Genomic DNA, 24,444 nt, shown 5'->3' with positions numbered 1-24,444 from the left:
CCCAACGATTCCGTCAAAACCGCGCAGAATCGAAACCACAAACCCCAGACGCTCACTCACGCATAGCGTGCGAGAAACATGTCGGCGGCCGATTCCGCGACCTGCTTTTGTTCCTGTTCGCCGAGCGGCGCGTGGCCCATCGTCACCTGCGGCCAGAACGCAAACGCCTTCACCAACGCCTGCAACTGCAGCGCGGCGAAGAGCGGATCGGCGGTCTTGAGTCGGCCGTCCGCGACGGCAGCCCGCACCCACACGGTCAGGTCTTCCTCGCGTTCGCCGAGGCGGGCGACCATGTCCCGCGCGCGCTCCGGCGAATGGATGCCGGCCGCGATCGCCACCCGTGCAAGCGACAAAAAGGACTCGTCGTTCAGCAGCCGGAGCTTGCGACCCAAAAGCTCGAGCAACTGCGCCCGCAACGGTTCGTCAGCGCGGTAGGCGGGCGCATCGCCGCTCTGGCTCGCGTCCCATAGCTGATGGAGAATCGCCGCGAACAGGACTTCCTTGCTCGGGAAATGGTTATAGACCGTACGTTTCGAGACGTTCGCGCGGGCGGCGATACGGTCCATGCTAGTCGCGTCGTAACCGGCCGCGAGAAATTCGTCGATCGCGGCGCCGACGATAGCGACCCGCTTGCGGTCAGTCAGGCGTTGGTGAGTGGCACAGGGATCCATTACAGGATTTTACACCGGGCAGTTTACTTTTCTCGGAAATAAACTACACTCCCGAGTGTACATTTCTTTCCGGACGGCCTACCTCATGACGTCGCTTCCTGCTCTTGTCAGCCGCGTGCTCGGCGTTACCACTGCGCGGCGTGGCCGCGCGTTGTCCAGCCACTCGCCGCAGCATGATGGCGAACGCTTTCGCAACGTCAAGCCGCGTCCCGCCGAAGGTCTGCGCAAGACGCTCGGCATCGTGTGGAACGTGCTGTTCAACAAGCCACGCGACACGGTGCCGACGGACGTGTTGCCCGTCGATGCACTGACGCGCGCGCAGCTCGATGCCGCGCCCGAGCGCAGCCTCTACCGGCTTGGTCATTCGACGCTGCTGCTCAAGCTGCGCGGCCAGTTCTGGCTGACCGACCCCGTGTTCGCCGAGCGCGCGTCTCCGTTCCGGCGCTTCGGCCCGAAGCGTTTTCATGCGCCGCCAATCGCGCTCGCCGATTTGCCGCCGCTGCGAGGCGTGATCCTGTCGCACGACCACTACGACCACCTCGATCGCGAAACCGTGCTCGCGCTCGCGCAGAGCACCGCCCTTTTTCTGACGCCGCTGGGCGTCGGCGACCGCTTGATTGAATGGGGCATCGACGCTTCGAAGGTGCGGCAGTTCGACTGGTGGCAAGGCATCGAGGTCGACGGCATCGAGTTCACCGCGACGCCCGCGCAGCATTTTTCCGGCCGTAGTCTGTTCGACGGCAACAGCACGCTATGGGCGTCGTGGGTGATGGTCGACGATGATCTGCGCGTGTTCTTCAGCGGCGACACGGGCTACTTCGACGGCTTCCAGACGATCGGCGAGCGCCTTGGACCCTTTGACGTCACGCTGGTCGAGACCGGAGCGTCCGACGCGCAGTGGCCGTACGTTCACATGCAGCCCGAAGAAACCGTGCAGGCGCACATCGATCTGCGCGGCCGCAGGCTCGTGCCGATTCACAACGGCACCTTCGACCTCGCCATGCATCGTTGGCAGGAGCCGTTCGAAAGGGTGACGGGGTTGGCCCTCGCGCGCGGTGTTGCGCTGTCGACGCCCCGCATGGGCGAACGGCTGGATCTGAACACACCCCATCGCGGCGAACTCTGGTGGCGCCGCACCGTCGAGACTGTCGCCGCACCGAAGGCCGCATGGCGTTTGTGCGCGTCGCGCAATGCCGCCGACGCGAAGTCTTCGTGATTCCTGGCGAGCGCCGCCAGCCTGAGGCCGCGCTTAGCGCCGCTGTCAGTTCCGGTTCTTCGTACCTCACAGACACGAAGAACTGCGAAGGGCGATTTTGAGGCGCTTCGACGGCGGACGTTGAAGAACGCAGGCGGCGGGCGCCGGCGTTCAGACCTTGTCGTGCAGCACCAAAGCGGCGTTCGCCGCTGCCCGCATCTCGGCCAGCAATGCTTCGCCTGACCATGAAGGGCGGACGTCGGCGAGCTCGGCTTTCCGCACGAGTTCACAGAGCCGTTGATTTACCGGTGCCGTTTGCCCAAAGCGTTGGGCGAGGCGCACTACCTCGCCGTTGATCCAGTTGACTTCCGTGACGCGCCCCGCCGCCAAGTCGTCGGACATCGACGAGCGCGCAAGCGGATCGATCGTCAGCATCGTGCGTCCCAAGCTTTCGAACAACGCATCGGGCACGCTGAGTACATGCGGTATCCAGCTGGCCGGGAGCGGCGTCACTCTGGCTGGCGGTATGCCGGCCCGCTTCAGAAGCGCGAGCGCTTCTTTCTGCGCCATGCCGAGGCAGAGCCGGTAGGCGCGCTGCGATAGCTCCTCCTTCAATGGCCGGTTCGCTAACGCGTTGATGGCATTGTTGAGGTTGAGCAACAGCTTGGCCCACTGCACCGGCGACATATCGACGTGCTGGATCAGCGGCAGACCCGCTTGCCTGAATGCATCGACGAACGGCTGCATCGCCGGTGTATGTCTGATCTCCAGCTCGCCCGCTGAACCTTGATGAAATACCCCCGGGCCACGTTCGACGACATTGAATGGCACCATCCCCTCCAGCACGATGTTCTGTGGCAGCGCGGTGCGCAATACGTCCGCGTTGCCAACGCCGTTCTGCAAGCTCAGAACAATCGTCCCAGGGCGAAGCACGCTAGCCAGTTCCGCCGCCGCCGTGCGTGTCGCGGCAGACTTGACGGTTACCAGCACGAGGTCGGCGGCGGCGGCGCTGGCGGTGTCCGTCGACACGACGATCCGCTCCGGCGGCACGTACCAGCGGCTATCGTCGTGCCGCGACAGCGTGATGCCTTGACTGCGCAACTGGCCGGCCATACGTGCACGTCCAATGAAACTGACGTCGCTACCGCCGGCCAGGAGCCGTCCGCCGACATAGCAACCGATCGAGCCAGCGCCGTAGATACAGATTTTTGCCATAGAGGTTCTCACGTGACTTACCCGCTTGAATCAGCGATGCGATGAATCCCAAACGCGATCCATGATCGCTGACGTCGTTCGCTCAGCCATGTGATCGTGCGTACTGCCTGGTGTGAACGGACCGGCCGCGTTAGTCGGCATATCCGGGGTTGCGGCGGTCGAGCCGGCGCAGCAGCCCGGGCCATACCAGCGCCCCTGGCGTGACGCCCCTCGTCACCAGCCCGATCTGCTCCTTGATGCCGTCGAGAATCGGCTGGGCGATGGGATTGAGTTTTCCGCCACCTGCCTGGGCTCGCACCTGAATCATGCAAGCCGCTTCGAAGAAGTACATTGCGACGAAGGCGTCCGCCGGCGTCGCGCCGACCGTCAGCAGGCCGTGGTTGCGCAGCATCAGATAAGTGTTGCTTCCGAGGTCCTGAACGAGACGAGGCTTCTCGGCTTCATTGAGTGCGATGCCCTCGTAGTCGTGATAGCCGAGCGATGCCAGCACACCCAGTGACTGCTGGGAGAGCGGCAGCAACCCCGCCGCCTGCGCCGATACGGCAACACCATTGACCGAGTGCGTGTGCATCACGCAATGAGCGTCTTCACGTGCCGCATGGACGGCGCTATGGATCGTGAAGCCGGCCGGATTGGTGTCATACGGCGAATCGGCAATCTTGCGGCCGTCGAGGTCAATCTTGACCAGCGACGACGCGGTGATTTCGTCGAACATCATGCCGTACGGGTTGATCAGGAAATGATGTTCGGGCCCGGGCACACGGGCCGAGATATGGGTAAACACCAGATCATCCCACCCGAACAGCGCGGTGAGACGGTACGCGGCTGCGAGATTGACTCGCGCTTCCCATTCGGCAGGTGAAACGTCGTTCTTCAGACTGATAGCAGATGAGGCCACGTCAACACTCCTTATTCGAGGATTCAAGCAATGGAATAACCTGAGACAACGCCCTGTGCAATCGCCTGTTCAGCCTCTGCGACGCAGCGCGTGCATCAAGGGACAAGTCGATGCGTCGCCCGATGCAAGTCCACATGATGATCGCTAACCCGCCTAAAATCTGTCGGATACACGACAGGTCAATGCGCCAATGGATTCCAGCCTGGACCGCTACCGGTCACAACTCGAAACGACTCCATGGTTCCGGGGTCTGCCCGTCGAGTTGCGGGACTACCTCGTTAGCCATGCCACCCTGCTCACGCTGGAGAGGGGCCAAATGCTGTATCGGCGCGGCGACCAGTCTTATGGCCTGTACGCCGTGCTGGGCGGCGCGCTCGCCATCGGCACCGTCGGGCTGGATGGGAAAGAGGCGTTGCTCGCGGTGCTCGGACCCACTGCGTGGGTGGGGGAAATCTCGATGTTCGACGGGCTGCCGCGTCCGAACGACGTCACTGCCGTCAGCAAGACACTTTTGCTGCACGTGCCCGAGCCCGCGCTGCGGGCCCTGCTCGATTCCGCGCCGCGCTATTGGCGCGATTTTGCGCTGTTGATGGCGCAAAGACTGCGGGTTTCGTTCGAGAACGCCGAAGCGATGAGCCTGTTGCCCGCGGCACAGCGCGTGGCCAACCGTTTGCTGATGATCGCCGGGGGTTATGGCGGGCTCAACGCTTCGCAAAGCAGGATAAGGGTCTCGCAAGACAGCCTGGCTTCAATGGTGTCGCTGTCGCGGCAAACCACTAATCAGCTGCTCAGGAACCTCGAAAGTCAACGCATATTGAGCCTGAAATCCGGGGAAATCGCCATTCTGGATTTCGACCGATTGCGCGCAGCCAGCCTCGGCGATCCAAATCCGTGACTGTCTTCCTGTCAGACATTGGCGTCCAGCACGGCGCGCCTCGTTGTTGTCGCGCCAGAGGTCCTGTCCACAGCCCGGCGCGGACGATCTCTTTCAGTGCCTGGCCATTTCCCATTCATCCGTCTATGCTGTTTCATGCAAAGCTTTTTGTAAGCACGACGATCGAACGCGCTGCGCCTGTCGAACCTCAGCTGGCTTGTCGTTCAGCATGCCGTTGTATGTGTTTGTTGACTAGCCCCTGCCATGCCCGCGCCCACGCCGTATCCGAAGCAGCAGATACGCCTTTGCACAGCCAGCGACGGCGTGCGCATCGCCTACGCGACCTGCGGAACGGGCCCGCCCATCGTCAAGGCCGCGAACTGGCTCAGTCACCTCGAATTCGATTTAAAGAGTCCCGTATGGAGCCATGTGATCGCGGAGCTATGCCGGCAGCACACGTTGATCCGCTATGACCAGCGCGGCTGTGGGTTGTCCGACCGCGATCCTGACGAGATTTCTTTCGACGCATGGCAGCGCGATCTGGAAAGCGTGATCGACGCCTGCGGCGTGCAGCATTTTGCGTTGCTTGGCATTTCGCAAGGCGCGTCGATTGCGGTGGCTTATGCGGTCGCGTGGCCCGAACGGGTCAGTCATCTCGTTCTTTATGGCGGCTATGCGCGCGGCAAGCTGAAGCGCTCGGCGGATCCCCGCTTGCACGACGAAGCGGAAACGCTCGTCAAACTCGCTGAACTCGGCTGGGGGCAGCAGAACCCCGCGTTTCGCCAGTTCTTCACGACGCAGTTCATTCCGGGCGGCACTCCGGAACAGCATCACTGGTTCAACGAACTGGAGCGCCTGACGACGACCCCGCATAACGCCGCGCGCATCATGCGCGTCTTCAACGAGATCGACGTGGTCGATCTGCTGCCACAAGTGCAGTGCCCCACGCTCGTGCTGCATGCGAACGACGATGCGCGCGTGCCGTTCGAGGAAAGCCGGCTGCTCGCCAGCCAGATTCCAGGCGCGCGCTTCGTGCCGCTCGACAGCGAAAATCATCTGCTGCTCGATTCGGAACCGGCGTGGCTGCGCTGGCGCGACGAGTTGCGCGCATTCCTGCCGACCACGGAGCCCGTCGATCCGGCGTTCGCCGCATTGACGCCACGCGAGCGCGACATCGTCGGCCTGATCGCGGGCGGCCGCGACAACGCACAGATCGCCGCGCGTCTCGGTCTGAGCGAAAAGACCGTACGCAATCACATCACCAGCATTTTCTCGAAGCTCGAAGTCGAGAACCGCTCGCAGGCCATCGTGCTGGCCCGCAAGGCCGGCTTCGACGCACCGGCCGCCTGACGTCTGCCCAGCGGGCGTGATCGGGACACCTGTCCCAGACAAATGCCACGAACCATGCATGTCCCGGTGACGACCCGGGACTGGCGCCTCATGTCCGCAAGGCGCCCGATCCGGAGAATTCATTCTCGAACGGCGCCGCAGCAAATCTTCCCGTGCCGCTCGATACCGGCGCCCCCTGGCGCATGACAATCAAACGCCTCCGCTGTCGCGAGGCCATCCGGAGACTCAACATGAATGCCGTCGTCAACGAAAATCCGTCTGTGCGTTACGCGAAATGTATCGAATTGTCGCGTCGTGTCCGGTGGGATATCGATCGTGAGGTGATTCGCGGCCGCCATCTCGATCCAGCGCACAAGTTCCTGCCGGACGGACTCACGCAAGTCGACCGGCTGCCCTTCCTGAACCCGGCGCAACGACTGCTGATGTCCCAGGTCCAGGGACGCACGTATGCAAACATGTTCCGGCTGGTGGAGCGTTTCGTCGGCGCGAAGATGCTCGACGTGGGCCGCGACCATGCCCTCGGCGATCAGACGGCGCTGGAAGCGGTGGTGCGCTTCACGGATGAAGAACTGAAGCATCAGGAACTGTTCCGCCGTATCGAACTGCTGGCTGCGGATGCCATGCCCGCGGGTTATCGCTTCATGCCCGAGGCCGATCACGTCGCGTCGTTCGTACTTGGCAAATCGACGTGGTCCGTGCTGGCGCTGACCTGTTGCATCGAGATCGTCACGCAGGTCCATTACCGGCAGAGCATCGAGCCCGATGCGGGCCTGTCGCCGCTATTCAAGGATGTATTCCTGTTCCACTGGAAAGAGGAGTCGCAGCACGCGATCATCGACGAACTCGAATGGCTGCGGGACGACGCGCAACTGAGCGAAGCAGCCCGCGATGCGGCAATCGGCGATCTGATCGAACTGGTGGCCGCCGTGGACGCGCTGCTGAAAATGCAGGCCGCGGGGGACGCCGAATACTTCGTCGCGCATGCGGGCCGCGACATGAGCATGGCCGAACAGTCTGCCGTGGCTGCGGGGTTGCTCGATGCATACCGCTGGCAGTACATCGTGTCGGGCGTCACGCAGCCGCGCTTTTCGAAGCTGCTGGAAAGCCTGATTGCGCCTGCGCAGAAGGAACGCATCGGCCACGCGCTGGCACCGCTCATGCAGCGCGGCCAATGACGAAACGGCCGTGTCTGCCTGAGCTCACAAGAATAGCCGGGACGGGATGTTCCGGTCCGCTCGAACTATCGCGAGGAGCATCATCATGATTCCCTTCATTCTGGAACTGATCTGCGCGTGGATGGACGCAGCCGAACACAGGCGCCGTGCGCATATCTCGCGGGCGCAACAGATCTCGGCGAGGTCGGACGGCGCATCGTCGTTTTCGAGAACGACGATACGGCGGCGTGATTTTCTAACGCGCTCGCGGTCGGCGCGTTATCCGGGCCGGCTTCGCCATATCCGGCGTTCGGAACGCCGGCTCCCATCTGCTTGATCCCGGCACGAAGAGCGACTCATGTTTCGAGCTTCGCTTGAACCGAGCGATGAACACCGCCGCATAGTCCGCACACGTTGGACAGCATGAAACCGAAGCGCAGGCGAGCGGGTGCTCAGGCAGATGTGCTACAGCGCTGCTTCCACCGTCAGATGCATCACCTCATGAACCGGGGCGAGGCGGGCGCGAATCGTATCGGCCGTGACATCACCTTGTGTACGTACGCTTACGATTGCGGCCCTTGCTTCCGGTCCGATTTGCCAGACATGGAGATCGGCGATTTCAGCGTCACCGTGGGACTGCAAGATTTCGCGGATTTCGTCTGCGATGTGCTCGTCCGTTTTGTCGAGCAGCACCGCAGTGGTGTCGCGCATCAGTGTCCACGCCCAGCGAGCGATGACGACCGAGCCGACGATACCCATGACCGGATCGAGCCAGACCCATCCGAGATAGCGGCCAGCGAGCAGCGCCGCTATCGCAAGCATCGAGGTAAGCGCATCAGCGAGAACGTGCACGTACGCGGACCTCAGATTGTTGTCTGAGCCGTGCGAATGGCCATGATGATGGTGATGATCATGGTGTCCATGTCCCGTATGACCGGTGGACAGCAGAAAGGCACTCACGATATTAACAACCAGCCCGACCGCGGCAATGATGGTCGCCTGTCCGAACTCGACGTGCGTAGGACGCACGAGTCGGAGAGCCGATTCAATCCCTATTGCGAGCGAGACGAGCGCTAGAATCAGGGCCGATGCAAAGCCTGCAAGGTCACCGACCTTTCCGGTGCCGAAACTGAATGCCCTGCTGCCAGCATTGCGCTTCGCATAAGCGTAAGCGAATGCAGCAATGCCAAGCGCGCCTGCATGCGTTGCCATGTGGAATCCGTCGGCGAGCAGGGCCATCGATCCCGTCAAGTAGCCGGCTACGATCTCGGCCACCATCATGACGAAGGTCAGCGCTACGACGGATCTTGTGCGCCGCGCGTTTTCATCGTGCGAACTGCCCAAGAACGAATGCTCATGCTCACGAATTGATTGCTTCGAACCGATACTCATAAAAAGCCTACTTTGAATAGCGCCGGATTGCTTCAATCAGTGCATCGACGCCCTTGCTTCGCTGACTAGCAGTCAGATTGGGATGGGCCACATGTTCCCGCGCGTGCGCCTCGACAATCTCGTCCAATAGACCGTTCATGGCACCGCGCGTAGCGGCGACCAGGTGGAGGACCTTCTCGCAGTCTGCATCCGTTTCCAGCGAACGCTCTATTGCCTGCACCTGACCGGCGATGCGACGTACACGTTTCAACAAATCGTCCTTTCTTTCAGACAGGTGCGACATACTATACCCCCCCACGGTATCTATACGATAACACAGACATTGTTCCGACCGCTGTCTCTGCAAGATTTGACGAGCGAAACGCTCATCATCGTCCTAAAGGCGCCGCGCCCAAGCTACGCGGACCAACGGTCGAGTGTGGCACCCTGGTGAGCACTCAAGGCGGTCAGCGCAAGACCCGCGCATCGACGTCGCGTGACTTGTAACGGACAGTAAGAGCCTCTTACAGCGCTGTCCGCGCCGCGCGACCGTGTGATGCCGTCTGCGCATGGCGACGCGGGCCACCACGCGCCAAACAGGGCGCATGTGGCCAACCACAGGCATAGATGCGCAACACAGCTCGTTACAAATCGACACTGCACGCGGCGCATTGGCGACCGACACTCCAACACGCGCCCCCGGCATGCGGCAGCGCTATCAATCAGAAGCTCAGTGAACAGAGCCTTTCGTCGTTCCCACGCTAACTTCCTGGCGGTAACACATGCAGCAGACCTACTCACCCGTGCGGCGCTTCAAGAAGAACACCTGCGGTCGTGACTTCGTCGTTGGCGATCTGCACGGCTGTTTCGCTCAACTTCGCAGAGAACTGGCGCTGCGCCAATACGACCCGGCGCGCGACAGACTCTTCGCCGTCGGCGATCTCGTGGACCGGGGCTTCGAATCGCCGGCCGTGCTCGACCTCGTGCGGCAATATCAGATTCACTCGGTGCGCGGAAATCACGAGGACGTAATCGTGCGCTGGCATCGGCATGGCGGCAAAGCGTCGGCGGTGCGCTGCAACGGCGGCGAATGGCTGCTCGATATGACGGACGATACGCAGGCGGTCAACGACATCGTGAACTACATGGCGGCGCTGCCCTTTGCGATCGAAGTCGAAACAGACGATGGCCTCGTCGGCATCGTGCATGCCAATGTGCCGTTGCCCTCCTGGTCGCAGATGGTCCGCGCACTCGAACAGGAGAACCGTGACGGGCCGACACGCCGCAAAGTGATCTGGGACCGCTCGCGCTGGAAATCGCGTCGAGCGACGGGGCTGGCTTCTCTACTACGCTTCGCCGCGCAACTGTTCCCGCGCGTCGCGTCGACGTTGCGCGAACCCAGCGGGCGCGTCGACGGCGTGGCGGCTGTGGTCGTGGGTCACACGCCCACGCGCGAACCCAGGGTGCGCGGCAACGTCATCAACGTCGATACGGGGCTGGTCTACGGCGGCAACCTGACGTTGCTGCGGCTCGACGAGATTCCCATGCTGCTCAACCGCAGCGCGCGAAAAGAGCCGGCGTTGGGCCGCTCGAAGCGATATCCCGCGGGCTCCGGTGTGTAAGACAGGCTGCTCGCGGTTCGGGCATGTCACGTGCTAGAGGATCTCCTGTACAGAGACAACTATTCGACCGTCGATCCGACAGTCAACCAGGAGCCTGATGATGAAAGCCAAAGCACTGATTTGCGCAACCGCTCTCGCCGCCCTCTGCGCATCGCCAGGCGCGTTCGCCCAGGTGGCCGGACTGCAACCGCTCGGCGGTACGGTCGAGCAGACCAATGCGCTGCTGAAGGGTTGGAGCGTGCGCCGCGCACTCGTCGACGAGCCGGTCTACAACGACCTCAACGAAAAGGTCGGCAACATCTATGACGTGATCATTTCGCCGGACCGCAAGGCAACGTATGCGGTGGTGTCGGTCGGCGGCTTCCTCGGCATGGGCAAGCACTATGTGGCGATCCCGGTCGATCACTTCGAGATTCGTGACGGCAATCTGTTCCTCGCGGGTGCAACGAAGGAAGCGTTGAAGTCGGTGCCTGAATTCGAGTACAACAAACTCGAAAAGGCGACCAAGCCGCATAAGGTGAAGGCGGAGTAGACCCTCTCCCGTGACCGCTGCCTATTTGCTGGAGCGATCGCGCCGCTCGCGGCGACGCCATCAATGGCGAGATTCAGCGATTAGCGGCCGTAACGAGTTGCAGCGGCGTTTCAATCACCGGCGACAGTTCTCTCTGCTTTCTGCGCTCGGTCACCGCCTTCAATGCCACGTCAATGCCGAATACCGCTTGCCTGTCGGCGAACTGATTGATCGTCGCGAGCACGCGGCCGTCGGCGAGCAACGGCTTGATGGCATCGATCGCGTTATATCCGGTCACATACACCCCGCCACTGCGGCCCGCGTCGCGAATTGCATCGACCGCGCCCATCGCCATGTTGTCGTTGCCGCATAGCAGCGCGCGAATCTGCGGATGCTCGCTGAGCATCTTCGATGCGACGTCGCGCCCCTTGCCGTAATCCCAGTTGCCGGGCTCGATCGCGACGACCTTCACGCTGGCGGCATCCATCGCATCTTCGCTGCCGGCCGTGCGTTGCTTTGCATTGCGGTCCACCGCAATGCCTTCGATGATCCCCGCCTCATCGCCCGGCTTGAGCTTCGCCGCGAGATAGTTGCCGACCAGGGCCGCGCCCTTGCGATTGTCCGGTCCGACGAACGGCACGGAAATGCCGGCCGCTGCCTGGGCTGCGTCGTCGAGCGGATTATCAATGGCGATCGTGATGATGCCGGCCTTGATCGCACGTGCCACCACGGCAGTCAGCGCCTTCGAATCGGTCGGCGCGATGACGATCGCATTCATTTTCGCCTTGATCATCTCCTCGACCATCTGGATTTGCGCAGCGGTGTCGCTCTCCCTCGCCGTTCCGCGAATCGTCAAGCCGAATTGCGACGCGTAATGCTGCTGATAATTGCGCGCGGCGTCGACCATCGCCACCGTGAACGGATCGGCGAGCGACTTCAGCACGAGGGCGATCTTCAGCTTGCCGCCTTGCGCGTCGACGCGCGACGCGCCGGCCAGGCCGGCCGCGGCCAGCGCGCCGGCAAGCAGCATGCGGCGTCGCGGGTTCTGCGTCATCGGTTTCCTCCTTTCCGGCCCGGCTCGTGAGTGGCACCCACACAGTCGAACAAATGCGGATCGCGTCGCCGACCCCGCCTGGGTCCACGCGTCCCGTTCATCGATCGCCCTTCAGCGCGAGCAAACGGGCCGCGATTTCATCGAACAGCGGCCGGCTGTCGATCTCTTCGCTCAGGCAGCGGTCCTTCAATGCGATGAGCGTCGCCGCGCCGGGCGCGTGTGCGTCAAGCTCGTCGCATCGTTCTAACAACTCCTCGAGCAGACAACCATACGCCCTGACTTCGAGGCGCTGAAGCGCAATGCTGGTAGCGGGATCGTCGGTGGCATGGAACGATGCTGCGCCGAAATCGCCCAACAGCGCATGACCTTCGCCGCCATGCAGGATATTGTGCGCATACAGATCGCCATGCATGACGCCTCGCTGGTGCAGATGGCTCGCCGCCGCTGCAATGCCATGCGCGATACCCAATACCGCGCGCAACTCGAAGCGCGTGCCGGCGTCGTAGATGTCGCGTGTGCACGATGCGAGGCTCGGTGGACCGGCGAGGTTCCTGAATTGCGGATCGATCAGTTCCATCACGAGACCGTGCGCACCGGCCGGATGATCCTGCACTTTTCCCGTCACCGGAATCAGGTTCGCATGGTCGCCGCCCCGAATGCAAGCGGCCATTTCGCAGTCGGGCAAGCCGTCGCTGGTGACGGCCCCCTTGAACAGCTTGACGGCCACCGCGGGCGACGCACGCTCATGGCGCCCCATGAGTTGCGCGCGATAGATGACGCCGGAAGCGCCTTCGCCCAATGACTGTTCGAGCGTCAACTCATCCCAGCGAATGCCGGCGATCGGCGTATCGGTCATCGCGGCCGTCTCCAGCGCCTCGCTGAACGGGTTGCCCGCATACGCGAGCCAGGAAAGCCGCGGCAGACACAGCAGCCACGCCGGCAGTCCACTGAGCCGGTTCGCCGCGAGACGCAGCAGTTCGAGCCGCGAGCAGGCGGCCAGTTCATCGGGCAGCGCGCGCAGCCGGTTGCCGGCCAGCATCAGCTTCTGCAATTGCGAACAGCCGCCGATCTGTGCAGGCAGTGTCTCGATCTCGTTGTCCGTGAGGATCAGCCAACGCAGTCGCGGTGCGAGCGCGCGGCCCGACACCCGACGGATACGGTTCGCCTTGAAGCCGACCATGCGCAATTGCGAACACTCGCCCAGCACCTCCGGCAGCTCGGTGAACGGGTTGTTGGACGCGAAGAGGATCTGCAGTTTGGCCAGCCGCGGCAAATCGTCGGGGAGTGCCGTGAGCGCATTGCCCGAGAGGTCGAGTACTTCCAGCGTGTCGGCAAGATCGAAAATCTCGCGCGGAAATTCGCGCAGGCCGCACGCCAGTTTGAGATGGCGCGAGCCCGTTAGTTGTCCGGCCCGCAGTTGTTCTAGTGTCGTGGTCACAGTGGTGGAAAAGATGTCCGGCAAGCGGTGCACGTCGTATCGAAGCCATCGATTCTACTGAGTCGCGGGCGAGATGCGTGCGCCCGGTTGTGCAGGAGCTGAGCGATTGGGCTGCGGCGCTGTCCAATCGCGCGCAACGCCGCCAACATCTTATGAATGGAATCGGAAAGGGCGGTACAGTGGCAGGCCGGCTGCTATCCGCCCAGGATGCTTGAACACGAATGAAATAGCAAGAACTGGAGCGTCTTCAGAGGGAACGGGTTTTACGCTGTCGAATATGGGCGCGCTTTCAGCGCCGGTTCGCAGAACGGCTTCGCCCGCCTCTGTGCCTCCAACCAGTCAGGAGCAAGCAAAGTGACGTACGCATACAAGTTGATGGATTCGCCCGTCGGTCAGTTGAAGCTCGTCGCCAACGGCGAGCGCCTCGCCGCAATCCTGTGGGAAAACGACAAGCCGAACCGTGTCCGGCTCGGGGAATTGAGCGAAGAGAACGAACGTCCCGTGCTGGCCGAAACCGAGCGGCAATTGAAGGAGTATTTCGCCGGCACACGGCAGGCATTCGATCTCGCGCTCGATTTTCAGGGCACGGCGTTCCAGAAGAAAGTCTGGCACGCGCTGTTGACGATCCCGTTCGGGCAGACACGCAGCTACGCGGAAATCGCGCAGCAAATCGGCAATGTCAACGCGGTTCGAGCGGTCGGCGCGGCGAACGGCAGGAATCCGATTTCCATCGTCGCGCCTTGCCATCGCGTGATCGGCGCGTCGGGCGAGCTGACCGGTTTCGCGGGTGGCCTCGCCAACAAGATGCTGCTGTTGGCGCTCGAAGCTGGACAGACTTCGCTGGAAGCAGCGGCTAGTACCCAGACGCACGCGCAAACGCAAACTCAAGCGCGGCCCGTCGCGACCCAAGCCGACGCAAAGCCCGCTCGCCATTTGCCGAACCGTGGGACGCAGGCATCGCTGTTCGGCAACTAAGCGAACGCCCCGGCAACGGACCACGAACCGGCCGGGATGAACCCCCGATAGCGGCGCACAAAGCACCTATCCTTAAGAGGCCCTTTGGGCATCAACCAGGAGGATGACATGCGCATGCTTCTCAACATACGAATCCCGCACGAACCGTTCAATTCGATGGTGCGCGACGGCAGCATCGGCGAAGTGATGGCGAAGATACTCGACGAGATGAAACCGGAGACCGTCTACTTCACCGAGCAGAGTGGACATCGTGGTGCGGTGCTCGCAGTGAACATCGACGACGCATCGGCTATTCCGTCGCTCGCGGAGCCATGGTTTCTGAAGTTCAACGCGGACTGCGAACTGCGCATTGCGATGTTGCCGGAAGATTTGATGAAAGCCGGGCTGGACAAGCTCGGCTCGAAATGGAAATAGCGAGCAGGCAGCGAGGCGCGTCGGCGATTCAGCGGACGCGCCGTCACCGCCAACGCCACCGCAATTCATCACGACCGCGCCGCGCATTGCTCCTGAAGAATGGCAGCCGCCGCCGTGGCCGCGACCCGGCAGCCGAGGACGATATGCTCCTCGGCCGTATCCTCGATGAAGTCGTGACTCACGCCGCCGATGCTCGGCACGAACATCATGCACGCCGGCATGCAGCGCGATATGACCTGCGCGTCGTGCGCGGCTCCGCTCGGCATACGCAGCCATTGCCCCGGCGCGATGGACTCGGCGGCTCTGGCGAGATGGTCCGCGAGCGCCGCGTGCATGCTCACCGGTTCCATCGGCGCGTCGAAGGTCGTCAGTTCCACGCTCACGCGATGGCGCCCATTGAAGTCACGCAGCAGCTCCGCAAGCCTGCTCTCCATCGCCTGCAAGCGCGCGGCATTCGCGTCGCGGAATTGCAGATACATATCGGCCGCGCCGGGCACGACACTCAGCGAACCCGGATCGAGATCGATGCGCCCCACGGTCCACACGGTGTCGGCATCCGCGAGTTGCGCGAACGCGTCGTTCATCGTGGCGATAAAGGCGACCAGCGCCGCGCCCGCGTCACGCCGGATCGCCATCGGCGTGGTGCCGGCGTGATTGCGCTGCCCCGTGAAACGCAAGCGCAACTCGCGCAGCCCGACGATCGTCGTGACGACGCCAATCGCTTTGCCGGCCGCTTCGAGCCGGCCGCCCTGCTCGATGTGCGGCTCCAGGTAGGCCACGTGCCGCCCGGCCTCGAAGCGCACGCGCGGCCGTCCAGCCAGACCGGCGGCTTCGAGCGCATCTTCGAGACGCTGACCGTCGCGATTCGTGGCGCCCCGAATCGATTCGTCGATCGGATCGCCCACGAAACTGCGGCTGCCCAGCAAGCCGGAAAAGGTGCCCTCTTCGTCGATCCACGATGCGACGTCCACCGCCAGATGCTTCGTCGCATCGTCTTCCGCCAGCGCGCGGGCGATCTCCAGTCCGTAGATCACGCCCATCGCGCCGTCCAGCCAGCCGCCGGTCGGCTGCGTGTCGGTATGAGAGCCGATTACGAGCGCCGGGCCGCTGTTGCGCGAACGCCCGAACACGGTCCCCACTCCGTCGATGCCCGCGTCGAGCCCCGCCTCCGTCATCCGCCCGACGAGCCATTGGCGCGAGGCCAGATCCACCGGCGAGAGCGCGAGCCGGACCACGCCCGGCCCGGTAGCGCCGAAACTGCGCAGCCGCTTGAGGTCGGTCAGCAAGCGGTCCGGATTGATCGTCACCACGTTTTCATCTCCTTTGATTGATGGCTCGCACTGCGTGGCCGTCTTGCAGCGCGGCGGCTAAGCATGCCATAAGCTTGGTCCACTAACATGGGTCGGCGCAAATCCGGCAGCACGCGCCACCTCAACTCACTGACCCACGTCCGATAGAAAAACCACGGCATGCATACACTCGAAGCGTTCAATCAGGCGCTCTTTCTAAAGCTCAATGCGACGCCTTCCACCCCGGCTGCGCAAATCGACCTCGCGCGTTTCATCGCCGACTACGTCATCTATCTCGTGCCGCTGTCGTTGGTCGCAATCTGGCTGTCCGGCGACGAACGCCGCCGCGAAACCGCGCTGCGCGCGTGCTGCGTGGCGTGGCTCGCACTCGGCATCAATCAGCTCATCGCTCTGGTGTGGCCGCATCCTCGGCCGTTCGTGCTGGGCATCGGCCATACGTTTCTCGACCACGCGCCGGACTCGTCGTTTCCCAGCGACCACGCAACGATCTTCGCGTCGATCGCATTGACCTTGCTGTTGGACGGCGTGCGCCCCTATGGCGTCGTCATCCTGTTGTCCGGTCTCGCCGTGGCCTGGGCGCGCATCTTTGTCGGCGTGCATTTTCCATTCGACATGGCGGGCGCGGTCGCCGTGGCAGGCGCGGCCTTCCTGCTGATCGCGCCGCTATGGCAGTGGCTCGGCGCGAGACTGACGCGCGCGCTGATCGCGGTGTACCGCAAGCTGCTGGCCTGGCCCATCGAACGCGGCTGGCTGTCGCTATAGCGCCGCGTTGCGCACATGGCCGCCGTTGACGGCAGCCTGTGCCTGTCGTGTCAGCGCGCGAAAGTCGCTGGGCGACATGTCATACGCGCGGCGAAACGCGCGGGTGAAATCCGATGCGCTATTGAACCCCAACCCATACGCGACCTCGACAATCGCCTTATGCGGGTAGCGGTGCAGTTCATCGGCTGCTTCGCGCAGCCGCCGGTTGCGGATATAAGCGGCCAGCCCGCCCTCGGGTTCGAACAGCCGATACAGCGTGGGCCGCGAAAGTTGCGACACCGCAAGCACGCTTTCAATCGTGAGATCCATCTGCCCGAGATTCGCGTCGATGAAGCGCCGCGCCGTCGCGAACATCGCCGTGCGAGCCGCCGCGCGCGCATTGCCGGTCAAGCCCGCCTCCTTGCCGAAGGCCGCCGCGATCAGCATCGCGCAGGTATGCATGGCTTCGTAGGCTTCGGGCGCGCTCATCGTCGGCAATCGCTCGCACAGGTCGGCGAGATGCGCCGGAATCATCCGCGCGAGCGGCGAGTGATATTCGATCACGCGGCCATGCAGCGATTCCGCTCCCGGCAACACGGATTCCACCAGCTCACGCGGCAGAAAAAACGCCAGCACGCGACAGGCGCTGCGCGCCATCTGCATCGGCTGATTCATGTCGAGCGCGAGGATGCCCGGCGCGGACTGCAACGCCTTGCGTTTCGGGTGCAGACCCGCGCCGGTTTCGATCGTGCCTTCGACGGCCACATGAAACACGAACTGGCGAACCGAGTCGGTGGAAATGCGCGCGACCGAGCGCGACTGCGAAATGGCATCGGTCTGGCAATCCATGAAGGTCAGATCGCCGACGCGGTAGCTGTCGATCCTGCCGTTGAAACCGTCGGCCAGTTGCCAGCGCGAGATCGGCACGTCGAGGAAATGACCCAGACGGTCCCGCCAGGCGATCGCCTGCGCGCGCGGCGCTTCGTGATACGTATCGAAGTGGCTATAGACGCAGGCGGGGGCCGCGGCATGCTTCGCTACGGAGTCGGTCGTCAAGGTGTCCCCCGCCAGTTTCGTCAACTGCGAATCATAGCCGCAGGCGGGGAAAACATCACGATCTGAGCGATGCGGCGGCGCCACAGCCGTATGTGAAGACGCGCGTGCGCGGGCCTGGTCGACTCAGCGCGATTCAGATCTGACCTGGGCGCCCAGTTGATGGGCCCTGGAGAGAAACAGCTTCAGCACCGGCGATGTATTCGATCGGCTATAGCCGATGACCAGATCGATAGTCGGCGCATTGCCTTCGAGCGGCCGGCTGACGACCGACCACGGCAACAGATTGTTCGCGTACTCGGGCATCAGCGCGAGTCCGCGCGTGGACGCCACGAGCGACATCGCCATGGCGAGGTTGTCGACGCCGTGCGCAGGCGTGACGGTCACGTCGCTGTCCCGCAGATAGCGCTCGATCACGTCGTGCAACACCGTCGCCTTATTCGACGCCATGATGAACGGCTCGCCGGCGAAATCCGCTGGACGGATCGCCGAGCGCGAGGTCAGGCGATGGTCGCTCTGCATCAGCACGACGAGCTTTTCGCTGCTGACCACGCGATAGTCGAGATCGAAGCCCCGTTCGGCGCGCAGAAACGCGAGGTCTAGCTTGCCGCGAGCGAGCGCGTCGGCGAGATCCGGTGAATAGTGGCTCGACACCGTGACGTCGATATCCGGCAGTTCGTCGCGCAGCAACTGCATCGCGCGCGGCAGCCACGTCATCTCCTGGCCGGTCAGAAAGCCCAGTGCGAACAGCCGCCTGGCCGGCCGCGCGGCACGGCGCGCGGCCTCGATGGCGGCGTCGACTTGCGTCAACGCGAGCCGCGCGTGATCGAGAAAAGCCCTGCCCGCTGCCGTCAGCTCGACCCCGCGCGCGCTGCGGCTGAACAGTTCCGCGCCGATTTCGTCTTCGAGATCGCGGATCTGACGGCTGAGCGACGGCTGCGACGTATGCAGACGCTGTTGCGCCGCCACGGTCAGGCTACCCGTCTCCGCGACCGCCATGAAGTACCGCAGATGCCGAAGCTCCATACACCCTCGCTCAGACCTGCAACGGGCCATGCCTTGCCGGCATGCCCGCCAGCCTACAAAGTCTTTTTCCTTTGTGCAAGCCGTCGCTACATTTCCCATCAGGCAGTGACGCGAAAGTCAAACCGAACCCGCTACAGCCGACCCCATCGCTTGCTCCATGCTTTTCATCTATGAACCGCGCAAAGCACGCGCGCGAATCAACGCCCGCTATCGCGCGGGCCTGCCCTTCCACTCAACGAACGGAGATCGCCATGAGCAACCTCACCGGAAAGACCGCGCTCGTCACGGGCGCTTCACGCGGCATCGGCCGCGCCACCGCCCTCGCACTCGCCAAAGCCGGCGCGCAGGTTCTCGTTCACTACAGCAGCGCGGAAAAAGAAGCGGACGCCGTGGTCGCCGAAATTCGCGCAGCCGGCGGCAACGCGGAAAAAATCGCCGCCAATCTGCGTGGCGCTCAAGGTCCGCATGCGCTGGCGAAACAGGTTCGAGCCGTGGTCGGCCAGCGTCTGGACATTCTGGTCGCGAACGCAGGCATTTCGAAAGCGGCCAATATCGAGGAAACGACCGTCGAGGATTTCGACGACCTGTTCGCGGTGAACGTGCGCGCCCCTTACTTCCTCGTGCAGCAGTTGCTGCCGGCGATGTGCGAGGGCAGCTCGGTGATTCTGCTGTCGTCGCTTGCCGCACGCGCGGCGGTTGGGACGCTGTCGGCCTATGCAGCCACCAAGGGCGCGGTGGATACGCTCGTCAGGCATTTCGCGGCGGCGCTCGGCGAACGGGGCATTCGCGTGAATGCGGTCGCGCCGGGCGTGGTCGAAACGGACATGTCGAACTTCGCGAGGACCGATGCGGGTCGCGACCTTACGTTGAGCATGCAAGCGTTGAAGCGCGTGGCGCAACCCGACGATATCGGCGGCGCCGTGGCGTTTCTCGCGTCGGACGCCGCACGCTGGATCACCGGCGAGACGCTGCATGTGGACGGCGGCTCGAAGCTCTGAGCTTGACGCATGTCTTTGCAGTTCGATCCCGACGCGAAGGCTTTGCGGTGGGCCGCGCAAACGTGCCGTAGGCACATTGCAAGCTTTTGCGCGCGCGCTTGACTGCATCGCCGCCTCGCCTCGAGGGCCATGACCGGCAAGCGCGCGATGTGCTTACGTCGCGCCACTCACTTCCACAACGTGCGCCCGAAGAACGTCAGCGTGCGGTCCCATGCGAGCTGCGACCAGACCGGATCGAACTGGGTCTTCGCGATGCGGCCGGGCCCAACCGCGGTTTCATTCGCGAACGCGTGATGCGCCAGATAGCGATGGAACTGGAAATCGACACTGGCTTCGGTCAACTTTTTCTCCAACGCATCGACTGTTTCAGCGGGGAAGAACTCATCCTGCAAACCCCAGTGCCCGAGCACCGGCACCGTGATTTTCGACGCGTCGATGTATTCCAGCGGCGGGAAGCCGTACCACACCACCCCGGCCGCCACGTCGGGAATGTTGCACAGCGAAAGCCAGGTGAGCGCGCCGCCCATGCAATAGCCGGTCACGGCAACCTTTGCGGCGTGCTGCTTCAGATACTCGACGGCGCCGCGCACGTCCTGGGTGGCGGCGTCGCCGAAATCGAGCCCGCTCATCAGGTGGTGCGCTTCTTCCTCTTCGACCGTCGATTTGCCACGGTAGAGATCGGGCACGAGTGCCAGATAGCCGGCCTGCGCGAGCCGGTCCGCGACGCCGCGAATCTGCTCGTTCAAGCCCCACCATTCCTGAATCACGACGATGGCGGGCGCGCCTTCCGGCTTCTGCGGCCTGGCCAGGTAGCCCTGAACCTGCTGACCGTCGGGGCGGGCGAAGGTGATCATTGATCCTGCTGGCTGTTTCATGGGTTACTCCTCTCGTGGATGCAGCCGCTAGCATAGCGCCAGCGCGGTTTTCGCACTCAGGCCCCTTGCGCGTCGATCGCCGGCGGCAATCCACGTCGCTAAACGCGCTGTGCGCTCAATGCGATCAGCCCTCTTTCTTTGCAACGGAGATTGATTGCGAATCAAGGAAATATTCCGCGCCTGGACTACGGATATCGGCGCGCAAAGTCGCATCCATCAAAACCGCTCGATCACCCCAAGCTGCACGCCCGCGACCGGCGCGCCCGGATAAGCGACCGGCAGTCCGACCACATTGACGCCGCGCAGCGTGAAGCTGGCGTCGTCGTGATTCCAGAGATAGGCCGCGCTGAAATAGAACAGCAGCGTGCGCGAGAAGTCATATTCGAATGCCGCGCTGAACTGGTCGGCACTCGCGCCGGCAGTGGAATAGTCGCGCACGTGCGCATAACCCACCGATGCCCGCGCATGCGGCGACAAGCTGTATTGCGCCGACAGCGACCCGCCCGCGCCTTGATAGAACGGCGTCCCGCCGTCGCCGTTGAAAAAAGAGAGCCACACGCGCACGTTCTCGAACCCGTAACTCGCGCCGCCGAGATTCGCCCGCAACGCGCCGGCGCCGTGCGTCTGCTGCCGCGCGTATGAGAGCTTGAGTCCGTCGATCTGATACGCGGCGCTCAGATAGTAACCGTCGATCCCGTTGCCATCGTTTTCCGACGGATCGCGCGTCGCCATCATGACGGTCGCGCTGAAGCCGCCGATCAGCGGCGACAGATAGGTGAACGCGTTGTTCGTGTACGGCGTGATCTTCGACAGGTTGTTGAGCCCGGACGCGATCGTGCCGGCGCCGAATGCATCGAGGTCGCCCTTGAACGGGATATAGATGGGCGAGTACTGGCGGCCGAATCGCAATTCGCCCCACGTGCCGTGTGCGCCGATCCACGCCTGTCTGTTGAACAGCACACCCGGGGTCTGCAACGTGCCGTCGACCGAGCTGAAGCCGTTTTCCAGCGTGAACACGATCGCGAGGTCCGCGCCGATCGGCTCCGAGCCGAGCAGTCCGAATCGCGAGCCGCGATAGGCGCCCGAGTCGAGGCGCGGCGTCCAGCCAGAGCCGGGATTGGTGACTTCGAGACTGGTGTCGAGCACGCCATACAGCGAAACGAAACCGGCACCCGCATCGGATGCGGCGATGCCATGCGTGCAAAACAGCAGCGCCGCGCCGCCGACGCCCGTGCGCAGCACCACGCGCGAGCGCCCGCCGGTTAACGGCGGCCCGTGTCAACACAGCGCGGCTTGGTCGCGTGGCTTTGAGTTGAAGCGGCGGTGTGCGGTGCAGATGAGATCCTCCACAGACACATCAATCGTGCATACCGGGGATGAAAATTACCACGTTCGTCTTGCCGGCGCGGCACACCAAAGTTAACCAACGCATGCCGGGCTTCGCGGTGCGATGCCCCTGACAGAGCTTGCGCGCCGCCGCGAATCGCGCCATGAGCGCTCTCCAACGTCCGTCTTCAAACAGGCCGATAATCGCAAGTCCCGCACGAAGAATACCCCACGGCCTGGTCACGATCCAGGCCTCGCGCCGCACGGCGCCCGCATGACCACGCCGTGTCCACCCACCTTCATTTTACGAATTCACTCCCATGGATAAACGTGCACTCATCATTGGCGCAAGCGGCATCGTCGGCGGCAATCTCGCGGACCGCCTGCTATCGAGCGGCTGGCATGTGGCAGGCGTTTCGCGCGGCCGCACGCAGGTCTCACCGGCGATCGAAGCCATCACCGCCGACCTCGGTTCACCCGACTCCATCAACGGCGCGCTAACCGGCAAACCCTTCAGTCATGTGTTCTTCACCGCGTGGTCGCGCCAGGCCACCGAGAAAGAAAACATTCGCGTGAACGGCGCGATGGTTCGTCATGTGATGGACGCCGTGGGTCCGGCAGGCACGCTCGTGCATGCGGCGCTCGTGACGGGCCTGAAGCACTATCTCGGCCCCTTCGAGGCGTATGCGACCGGCGCGGTGCCGATCACGCCGTTCCGCGAGGAACAGGGGCGGCAACCGGTGGACAACTTTTACTACGAGCAGGAAGACCGCCTGTTCGAAGCCGCGCGGCGCTATGGGTTCAGCTGGAGCGTGCATCGTCCGCACACGATCATCGGCTATGCGCTCGGCAACGCGATGAACATGGGCGTGACGCTCGCGGTCTATGCAACGCTGTGCAAGCAGACCGGCCAGCCGTTCATCTTTCCGGGATCGGAGGCGCAATGGAACAGCCTCACCGACATGACCGACGCCAGGCTGCTCGCGCGACACCTAGAATGGGCGGCCACATCGGCGAACGCGCGCAACGAGGACTTCAACGTGGTCAATGGCGATGTGTTCCGCTGGAAGTGGATGTGGTCGCGCATCGCCGACTATTTCGGCATCGAAGCAGCGCCGTTCGACGGCGAGGTGCGTCCGCTGGAAGGCCGGATGCAGGACGCCGCCAAACCGTGGTCCGGGATCGCGGCGCGCTTCGGGCTGAAGGAGCCGGACATCGGCAAGCTCGCATCGTGGTGGCATACGGACGCCGATCTCGGCCGTCCGATGGAGGTGCTGACGGATATGACGAAGAGCCGCAAGGCAGGCTTCCTCGATTATCAAAGCACGCCCGACGCGTTCTTCGCGCTGTTCGACCGCCTGAAGACGGAGCGGGTCATTCCGCAGTGAGCTGAAGCGGGCCGGCAAGCGCTCAGCTTCATGCTTCGACCGATGTCCGCCTAACGCGCCCGGTTGAACAGCGGCGACGCGTGACTCGCGGCGGCGAGTTCCGCGGCTGCCGCGAGCAGCGTCGGGCCGAGACTCTCCATACGCTTTCCGTCGAGCCGCACGAGCGGCCCGGCAATGCTGATCACGCCCATGGCGGCATAACCGCGCCGCTGCACGGGCGCGGCCATCGCGGTCATGCCGGGCGCGAACACCTCGTTGATCGTCGCGTAGCCGCGTTCACGCGCCGCATGCACGAATTTCAGCAATCCATTGATGGTGGTCGGCGCGTTCGGCCCGTATTGTTTCGGCTGCCCAAACCCCTGACGCGAGACGAGTTCGAGCGCGCGTTCGTCCGTCATGGTCATCATCCATGCATGACCCGTCGCGCTGCACGACAGGATCGTGTCCATGCCCATGTCCGGGTCGTAGCGCAGCCCCTTCAGCGCGCCTTGGGACTTCGCGACCCATGTGAGCCGGTCGCCGTCCACGATCGCGAGCCGCACCAGCTCGCCCGACTTCTCGGCGAGCCGGTCGAGCATGGTCTGCGCGATATCGACGATGCCCGAGGTCGCAAGAAAGCCGAGGCCGAGACCCACGAGTTTGGTGGTGAGCACGTAGTCGCCGTGCTCGCGCAACTGCCGCACGTAACCGCATTGCTTCAGATCGACGAGCAGCCGATGACACGCGCTGCGCGGAATATCGAGTTCGTCGGCGATCATCGCGAGCGGTGTGCCTTCCATCTGCGTGGCGAGATATTCGAGCACCGCGAGAGTGCGTTCCGTGACGCCGGGCATAGGGTCTCCGTGCTTTGCCTGGGCCGCCGCAAGCGGGCGGCAGCGGTTTGTCGGCGCAAGTTTGCACACGCAGTTTTGCACATTATGAGATCGAATTCCACCCTGGAATGGCATACCACCCAACGATGCTAATCTGTTTTCAAGGCCGCGAC

Annotated in this window: 25 protein-coding genes; 11 read left to right on the top strand and 14 right to left on the bottom strand. The window is 63.3% G+C overall.

From position 1 onward, the window contains the following. Positions 1-56 precede the first annotated feature (56 nt). Positions 57-671, bottom strand: a complete 615-nt coding sequence (locus PQR02_RS13125) for a TetR/AcrR family transcriptional regulator (protein ID WP_408230829.1) — start codon at positions 669-671, stop codon at positions 57-59. 85 nt (positions 672-756) lie between these two features. On the opposite strand from PQR02_RS13125, the gene PQR02_RS13120 reads away from it, so the two are divergent. Further along, positions 757-1,887 (top strand): MBL fold metallo-hydrolase, encoded by a 1,131-nt coding sequence (locus PQR02_RS13120; protein ID WP_408230826.1) that lies wholly within the window; start codon positions 757-759, stop codon positions 1,885-1,887. A 150-nt stretch (positions 1,888-2,037) separates the two neighbouring features. Here the strand turns inward: PQR02_RS13120 and PQR02_RS13115 are convergent, their stop codons facing one another. Together PQR02_RS13115 and PQR02_RS13110 are read right to left on the bottom strand one after the other, a co-directional pair. Next, positions 2,038-3,081 carry a 2-dehydropantoate 2-reductase gene (locus tag PQR02_RS13115; protein WP_408230823.1) on the bottom strand — a complete coding sequence of 348 codons (1,044 nt, stop codon included), beginning with the start codon at positions 3,079-3,081 and terminating at the stop codon, positions 2,038-2,040. 130 nt (positions 3,082-3,211) lie between these two features. Continuing rightward, complete coding sequence (locus tag PQR02_RS13110; RefSeq protein WP_408230820.1) at positions 3,212-3,979, bottom strand: class II aldolase/adducin family protein; 768 nt, start codon at positions 3,977-3,979, stop codon at positions 3,212-3,214. A 190-nt stretch (positions 3,980-4,169) separates the two neighbouring features. Here PQR02_RS13110 and PQR02_RS13105 point away from each other — a divergent pair, with 190 nt between their 5' ends. From PQR02_RS13105 to PQR02_RS13095, 3 genes are all read left to right on the top strand, one after another. Continuing rightward, a complete protein-coding gene (locus tag PQR02_RS13105) occupies positions 4,170-4,874 on the top strand; it encodes a Crp/Fnr family transcriptional regulator (protein WP_408230817.1) in 705 nt (234 codons plus the stop codon). A gap of 243 nt (positions 4,875-5,117) precedes the next feature. Further along, the gene (locus PQR02_RS13100) at positions 5,118-6,203 is read left to right on the top strand and encodes an alpha/beta fold hydrolase (RefSeq protein WP_408230814.1); all 1,086 of its coding nucleotides are present in this window, start codon (positions 5,118-5,120) and stop codon (positions 6,201-6,203) included. Between the two features lie 230 nt (positions 6,204-6,433). Further along, a complete protein-coding gene (locus tag PQR02_RS13095) occupies positions 6,434-7,378 on the top strand; it encodes a hypothetical protein (protein ID WP_408230812.1) in 945 nt (314 codons plus the stop codon). 444 nt (positions 7,379-7,822) lie between these two features. Here the strand turns inward: PQR02_RS13095 and dmeF are convergent, their stop codons facing one another. Next, entirely contained in the window at positions 7,823-8,749 is a 927-nt protein-coding gene (dmeF, locus tag PQR02_RS13090; RefSeq protein WP_408230810.1) for a CDF family Co(II)/Ni(II) efflux transporter DmeF, read from the bottom strand. A gap of 7 nt (positions 8,750-8,756) precedes the next feature. Further along, positions 8,757-9,032, bottom strand: a complete 276-nt coding sequence (locus PQR02_RS13085) for a metal/formaldehyde-sensitive transcriptional repressor (RefSeq protein ID WP_408230807.1) — start codon at positions 9,030-9,032, stop codon at positions 8,757-8,759. 478 nt (positions 9,033-9,510) lie between these two features. On the opposite strand from PQR02_RS13085, the gene PQR02_RS13080 reads away from it, so the two are divergent. Both PQR02_RS13080 and PQR02_RS13075 read left to right on the top strand, forming a co-directional pair. After that, positions 9,511-10,350: a metallophosphoesterase gene (locus tag PQR02_RS13080; protein WP_408230804.1), complete on the top strand. Its 840-nt coding sequence runs from the start codon at positions 9,511-9,513 to the stop codon at positions 10,348-10,350. A gap of 100 nt (positions 10,351-10,450) precedes the next feature. Then, positions 10,451-10,882, top strand: coding sequence for a PRC-barrel domain-containing protein (locus tag PQR02_RS13075; RefSeq protein WP_408230801.1), 432 nt, complete (start codon positions 10,451-10,453; stop codon positions 10,880-10,882). Positions 10,883-10,955: 73 nt separating this feature from the next. On the opposite strand, the gene PQR02_RS13070 is transcribed toward PQR02_RS13075, so the two are convergent. Together PQR02_RS13070 and PQR02_RS13065 are read right to left on the bottom strand one after the other, a co-directional pair. Continuing rightward, positions 10,956-11,915 (bottom strand): substrate-binding domain-containing protein, encoded by a 960-nt coding sequence (locus tag PQR02_RS13070; RefSeq protein WP_408230798.1) that lies wholly within the window; start codon positions 11,913-11,915, stop codon positions 10,956-10,958. Between the two features lie 97 nt (positions 11,916-12,012). After that, positions 12,013-13,353 (bottom strand): leucine-rich repeat-containing protein kinase family protein, encoded by a 1,341-nt coding sequence (locus tag PQR02_RS13065; protein ID WP_408230886.1) that lies wholly within the window; start codon positions 13,351-13,353, stop codon positions 12,013-12,015. Positions 13,354-13,707: 354 nt separating this feature from the next. Between PQR02_RS13065 and PQR02_RS13060 the strand changes: the two genes are divergently transcribed. Further along, positions 13,708-14,328, top strand: coding sequence for a methylated-DNA--[protein]-cysteine S-methyltransferase (locus PQR02_RS13060; protein WP_408230795.1), 621 nt, complete (start codon positions 13,708-13,710; stop codon positions 14,326-14,328). Between the two features lie 108 nt (positions 14,329-14,436). Beyond that, positions 14,437-14,742, top strand: coding sequence for a panthothenate synthetase (locus PQR02_RS13055; protein ID WP_408230792.1), 306 nt, complete (start codon positions 14,437-14,439; stop codon positions 14,740-14,742). Between the two features lie 68 nt (positions 14,743-14,810). Here PQR02_RS13055 and PQR02_RS13050 read toward each other — a convergent pair whose 3' ends face one another. Further along, on the bottom strand, positions 14,811-16,052 hold the full coding sequence (locus tag PQR02_RS13050; RefSeq protein ID WP_408230789.1) for a Zn-dependent hydrolase: 1,242 nt from the start codon (positions 16,050-16,052) through the stop codon (positions 14,811-14,813). A gap of 159 nt (positions 16,053-16,211) precedes the next feature. Between PQR02_RS13050 and PQR02_RS13045 the strand changes: the two genes are divergently transcribed. Further along, positions 16,212-16,814, top strand: a complete 603-nt coding sequence (locus PQR02_RS13045) for a phosphatase PAP2 family protein (RefSeq protein ID WP_408230786.1) — start codon at positions 16,212-16,214, stop codon at positions 16,812-16,814. Here the strand turns inward: PQR02_RS13045 and PQR02_RS13040 are convergent. Continuing rightward, complete coding sequence (locus tag PQR02_RS13040; RefSeq protein ID WP_408230783.1) at positions 16,809-17,849, bottom strand: helix-turn-helix domain-containing protein; 1,041 nt, start codon at positions 17,847-17,849, stop codon at positions 16,809-16,811. The genes PQR02_RS13045 and PQR02_RS13040 overlap by 6 nt on opposite strands. Positions 17,850-17,972: 123 nt before the next feature. Next, positions 17,973-18,872 carry a LysR family transcriptional regulator gene (locus PQR02_RS13035; protein WP_408230780.1) on the bottom strand — a complete coding sequence of 300 codons (900 nt, stop codon included), beginning with the start codon at positions 18,870-18,872 and terminating at the stop codon, positions 17,973-17,975. A gap of 251 nt (positions 18,873-19,123) precedes the next feature. Between PQR02_RS13035 and PQR02_RS13030 the strand changes: the two genes are divergently transcribed. Further along, positions 19,124-19,870 (top strand): SDR family NAD(P)-dependent oxidoreductase, encoded by a 747-nt coding sequence (locus tag PQR02_RS13030; protein ID WP_408230777.1) that lies wholly within the window; start codon positions 19,124-19,126, stop codon positions 19,868-19,870. A gap of 167 nt (positions 19,871-20,037) precedes the next feature. Here PQR02_RS13030 and PQR02_RS13025 read toward each other — a convergent pair whose 3' ends face one another. The 3 genes from PQR02_RS13025 to PQR02_RS13015 all read right to left on the bottom strand — a co-directional run bounded on the left by PQR02_RS13025 (position 20,038) and on the right by PQR02_RS13015 (position 22,237). Further along, on the bottom strand, positions 20,038-20,745 hold the full coding sequence (locus tag PQR02_RS13025) for a dienelactone hydrolase family protein (protein WP_408230774.1): 708 nt from the start codon (positions 20,743-20,745) through the stop codon (positions 20,038-20,040). A gap of 216 nt (positions 20,746-20,961) precedes the next feature. Then, positions 20,962-21,990 carry a porin gene (locus tag PQR02_RS13020; protein ID WP_408230771.1) on the bottom strand — a complete coding sequence of 343 codons (1,029 nt, stop codon included), beginning with the start codon at positions 21,988-21,990 and terminating at the stop codon, positions 20,962-20,964. A 112-nt stretch (positions 21,991-22,102) separates the two neighbouring features. Beyond that, positions 22,103-22,237: a hypothetical protein gene (locus tag PQR02_RS13015; protein ID WP_408230768.1), complete on the bottom strand. Its 135-nt coding sequence runs from the start codon at positions 22,235-22,237 to the stop codon at positions 22,103-22,105. Between the two features lie 154 nt (positions 22,238-22,391). Here PQR02_RS13015 and PQR02_RS13010 point away from each other — a divergent pair, with 154 nt between their 5' ends. Then, positions 22,392-23,459: an SDR family oxidoreductase gene (locus PQR02_RS13010; protein ID WP_408230765.1), complete on the top strand. Its 1,068-nt coding sequence runs from the start codon at positions 22,392-22,394 to the stop codon at positions 23,457-23,459. Positions 23,460-23,509: 50 nt separating this feature from the next. Here the strand turns inward: PQR02_RS13010 and PQR02_RS13005 are convergent, their stop codons facing one another. After that, complete coding sequence (locus PQR02_RS13005; protein WP_408230762.1) at positions 23,510-24,292, bottom strand: IclR family transcriptional regulator; 783 nt, start codon at positions 24,290-24,292, stop codon at positions 23,510-23,512. Between the last annotated feature and the right edge of the window lie 152 nt (positions 24,293-24,444).

The organism is Paraburkholderia sediminicola (genome assembly GCF_046026895.1).
In the GTDB taxonomy this organism is placed as follows: domain Bacteria; phylum Pseudomonadota; class Gammaproteobacteria; order Burkholderiales; family Burkholderiaceae; genus Paraburkholderia; species Paraburkholderia sediminicola_C.
Note: the sequence above shows the minus strand (reverse complement) of the source record. Positions and strands in the feature narration are given on the sequence as shown.

What these genes read in the sequence shown, in the direction of transcription:
- PQR02_RS13085 (WP_408230807.1), bottom strand. Translation starts at nt 9,032, where the DNA reads ATGTCGCACCTGTCTGAAAGAAAGGACGATTTGTTGAAACGTGTACGT.
- PQR02_RS13120 (WP_408230826.1), top strand. Translation starts at nt 757, where the DNA reads ATGACGTCGCTTCCTGCTCTTGTCAGCCGCGTGCTCGGCGTTACCACT.
- PQR02_RS13080 (WP_408230804.1), top strand. Translation starts at nt 9,511, where the DNA reads ATGCAGCAGACCTACTCACCCGTGCGGCGCTTCAAGAAGAACACCTGC.
- PQR02_RS13025 (WP_408230774.1), bottom strand. Translation starts at nt 20,745, where the DNA reads ATGAAACAGCCAGCAGGATCAATGATCACCTTCGCCCGCCCCGACGGT.
- PQR02_RS13015 (WP_408230768.1), bottom strand. Translation starts at nt 22,237, where the DNA reads ATGGCGCGATTCGCGGCGGCGCGCAAGCTCTGTCAGGGGCATCGCACC.
- PQR02_RS13010 (WP_408230765.1), top strand. Translation starts at nt 22,392, where the DNA reads ATGGATAAACGTGCACTCATCATTGGCGCAAGCGGCATCGTCGGCGGC.
- PQR02_RS13095 (WP_408230812.1), top strand. Translation starts at nt 6,434, where the DNA reads ATGAATGCCGTCGTCAACGAAAATCCGTCTGTGCGTTACGCGAAATGT.
- PQR02_RS13100 (WP_408230814.1), top strand. Translation starts at nt 5,118, where the DNA reads ATGCCCGCGCCCACGCCGTATCCGAAGCAGCAGATACGCCTTTGCACA.
- PQR02_RS13045 (WP_408230786.1), top strand. Translation starts at nt 16,212, where the DNA reads ATGCATACACTCGAAGCGTTCAATCAGGCGCTCTTTCTAAAGCTCAAT.
- PQR02_RS13055 (WP_408230792.1), top strand. Translation starts at nt 14,437, where the DNA reads ATGCGCATGCTTCTCAACATACGAATCCCGCACGAACCGTTCAATTCG.
- PQR02_RS13075 (WP_408230801.1), top strand. Translation starts at nt 10,451, where the DNA reads ATGAAAGCCAAAGCACTGATTTGCGCAACCGCTCTCGCCGCCCTCTGC.
- PQR02_RS13115 (WP_408230823.1), bottom strand. Translation starts at nt 3,081, where the DNA reads ATGGCAAAAATCTGTATCTACGGCGCTGGCTCGATCGGTTGCTATGTC.
- PQR02_RS13070 (WP_408230798.1), bottom strand. Translation starts at nt 11,915, where the DNA reads ATGACGCAGAACCCGCGACGCCGCATGCTGCTTGCCGGCGCGCTGGCC.
- PQR02_RS13035 (WP_408230780.1), bottom strand. Translation starts at nt 18,872, where the DNA reads ATGGAGCTTCGGCATCTGCGGTACTTCATGGCGGTCGCGGAGACGGGT.
- PQR02_RS13005 (WP_408230762.1), bottom strand. Translation starts at nt 24,292, where the DNA reads ATGCCCGGCGTCACGGAACGCACTCTCGCGGTGCTCGAATATCTCGCC.
- PQR02_RS13105 (WP_408230817.1), top strand. Translation starts at nt 4,170, where the DNA reads ATGGATTCCAGCCTGGACCGCTACCGGTCACAACTCGAAACGACTCCA.
- dmeF (WP_408230810.1), bottom strand. Translation starts at nt 8,749, where the DNA reads ATGAGTATCGGTTCGAAGCAATCAATTCGTGAGCATGAGCATTCGTTC.
- PQR02_RS13125 (WP_408230829.1), bottom strand. Translation starts at nt 671, where the DNA reads ATGGATCCCTGTGCCACTCACCAACGCCTGACTGACCGCAAGCGGGTC.
- PQR02_RS13030 (WP_408230777.1), top strand. Translation starts at nt 19,124, where the DNA reads ATGAGCAACCTCACCGGAAAGACCGCGCTCGTCACGGGCGCTTCACGC.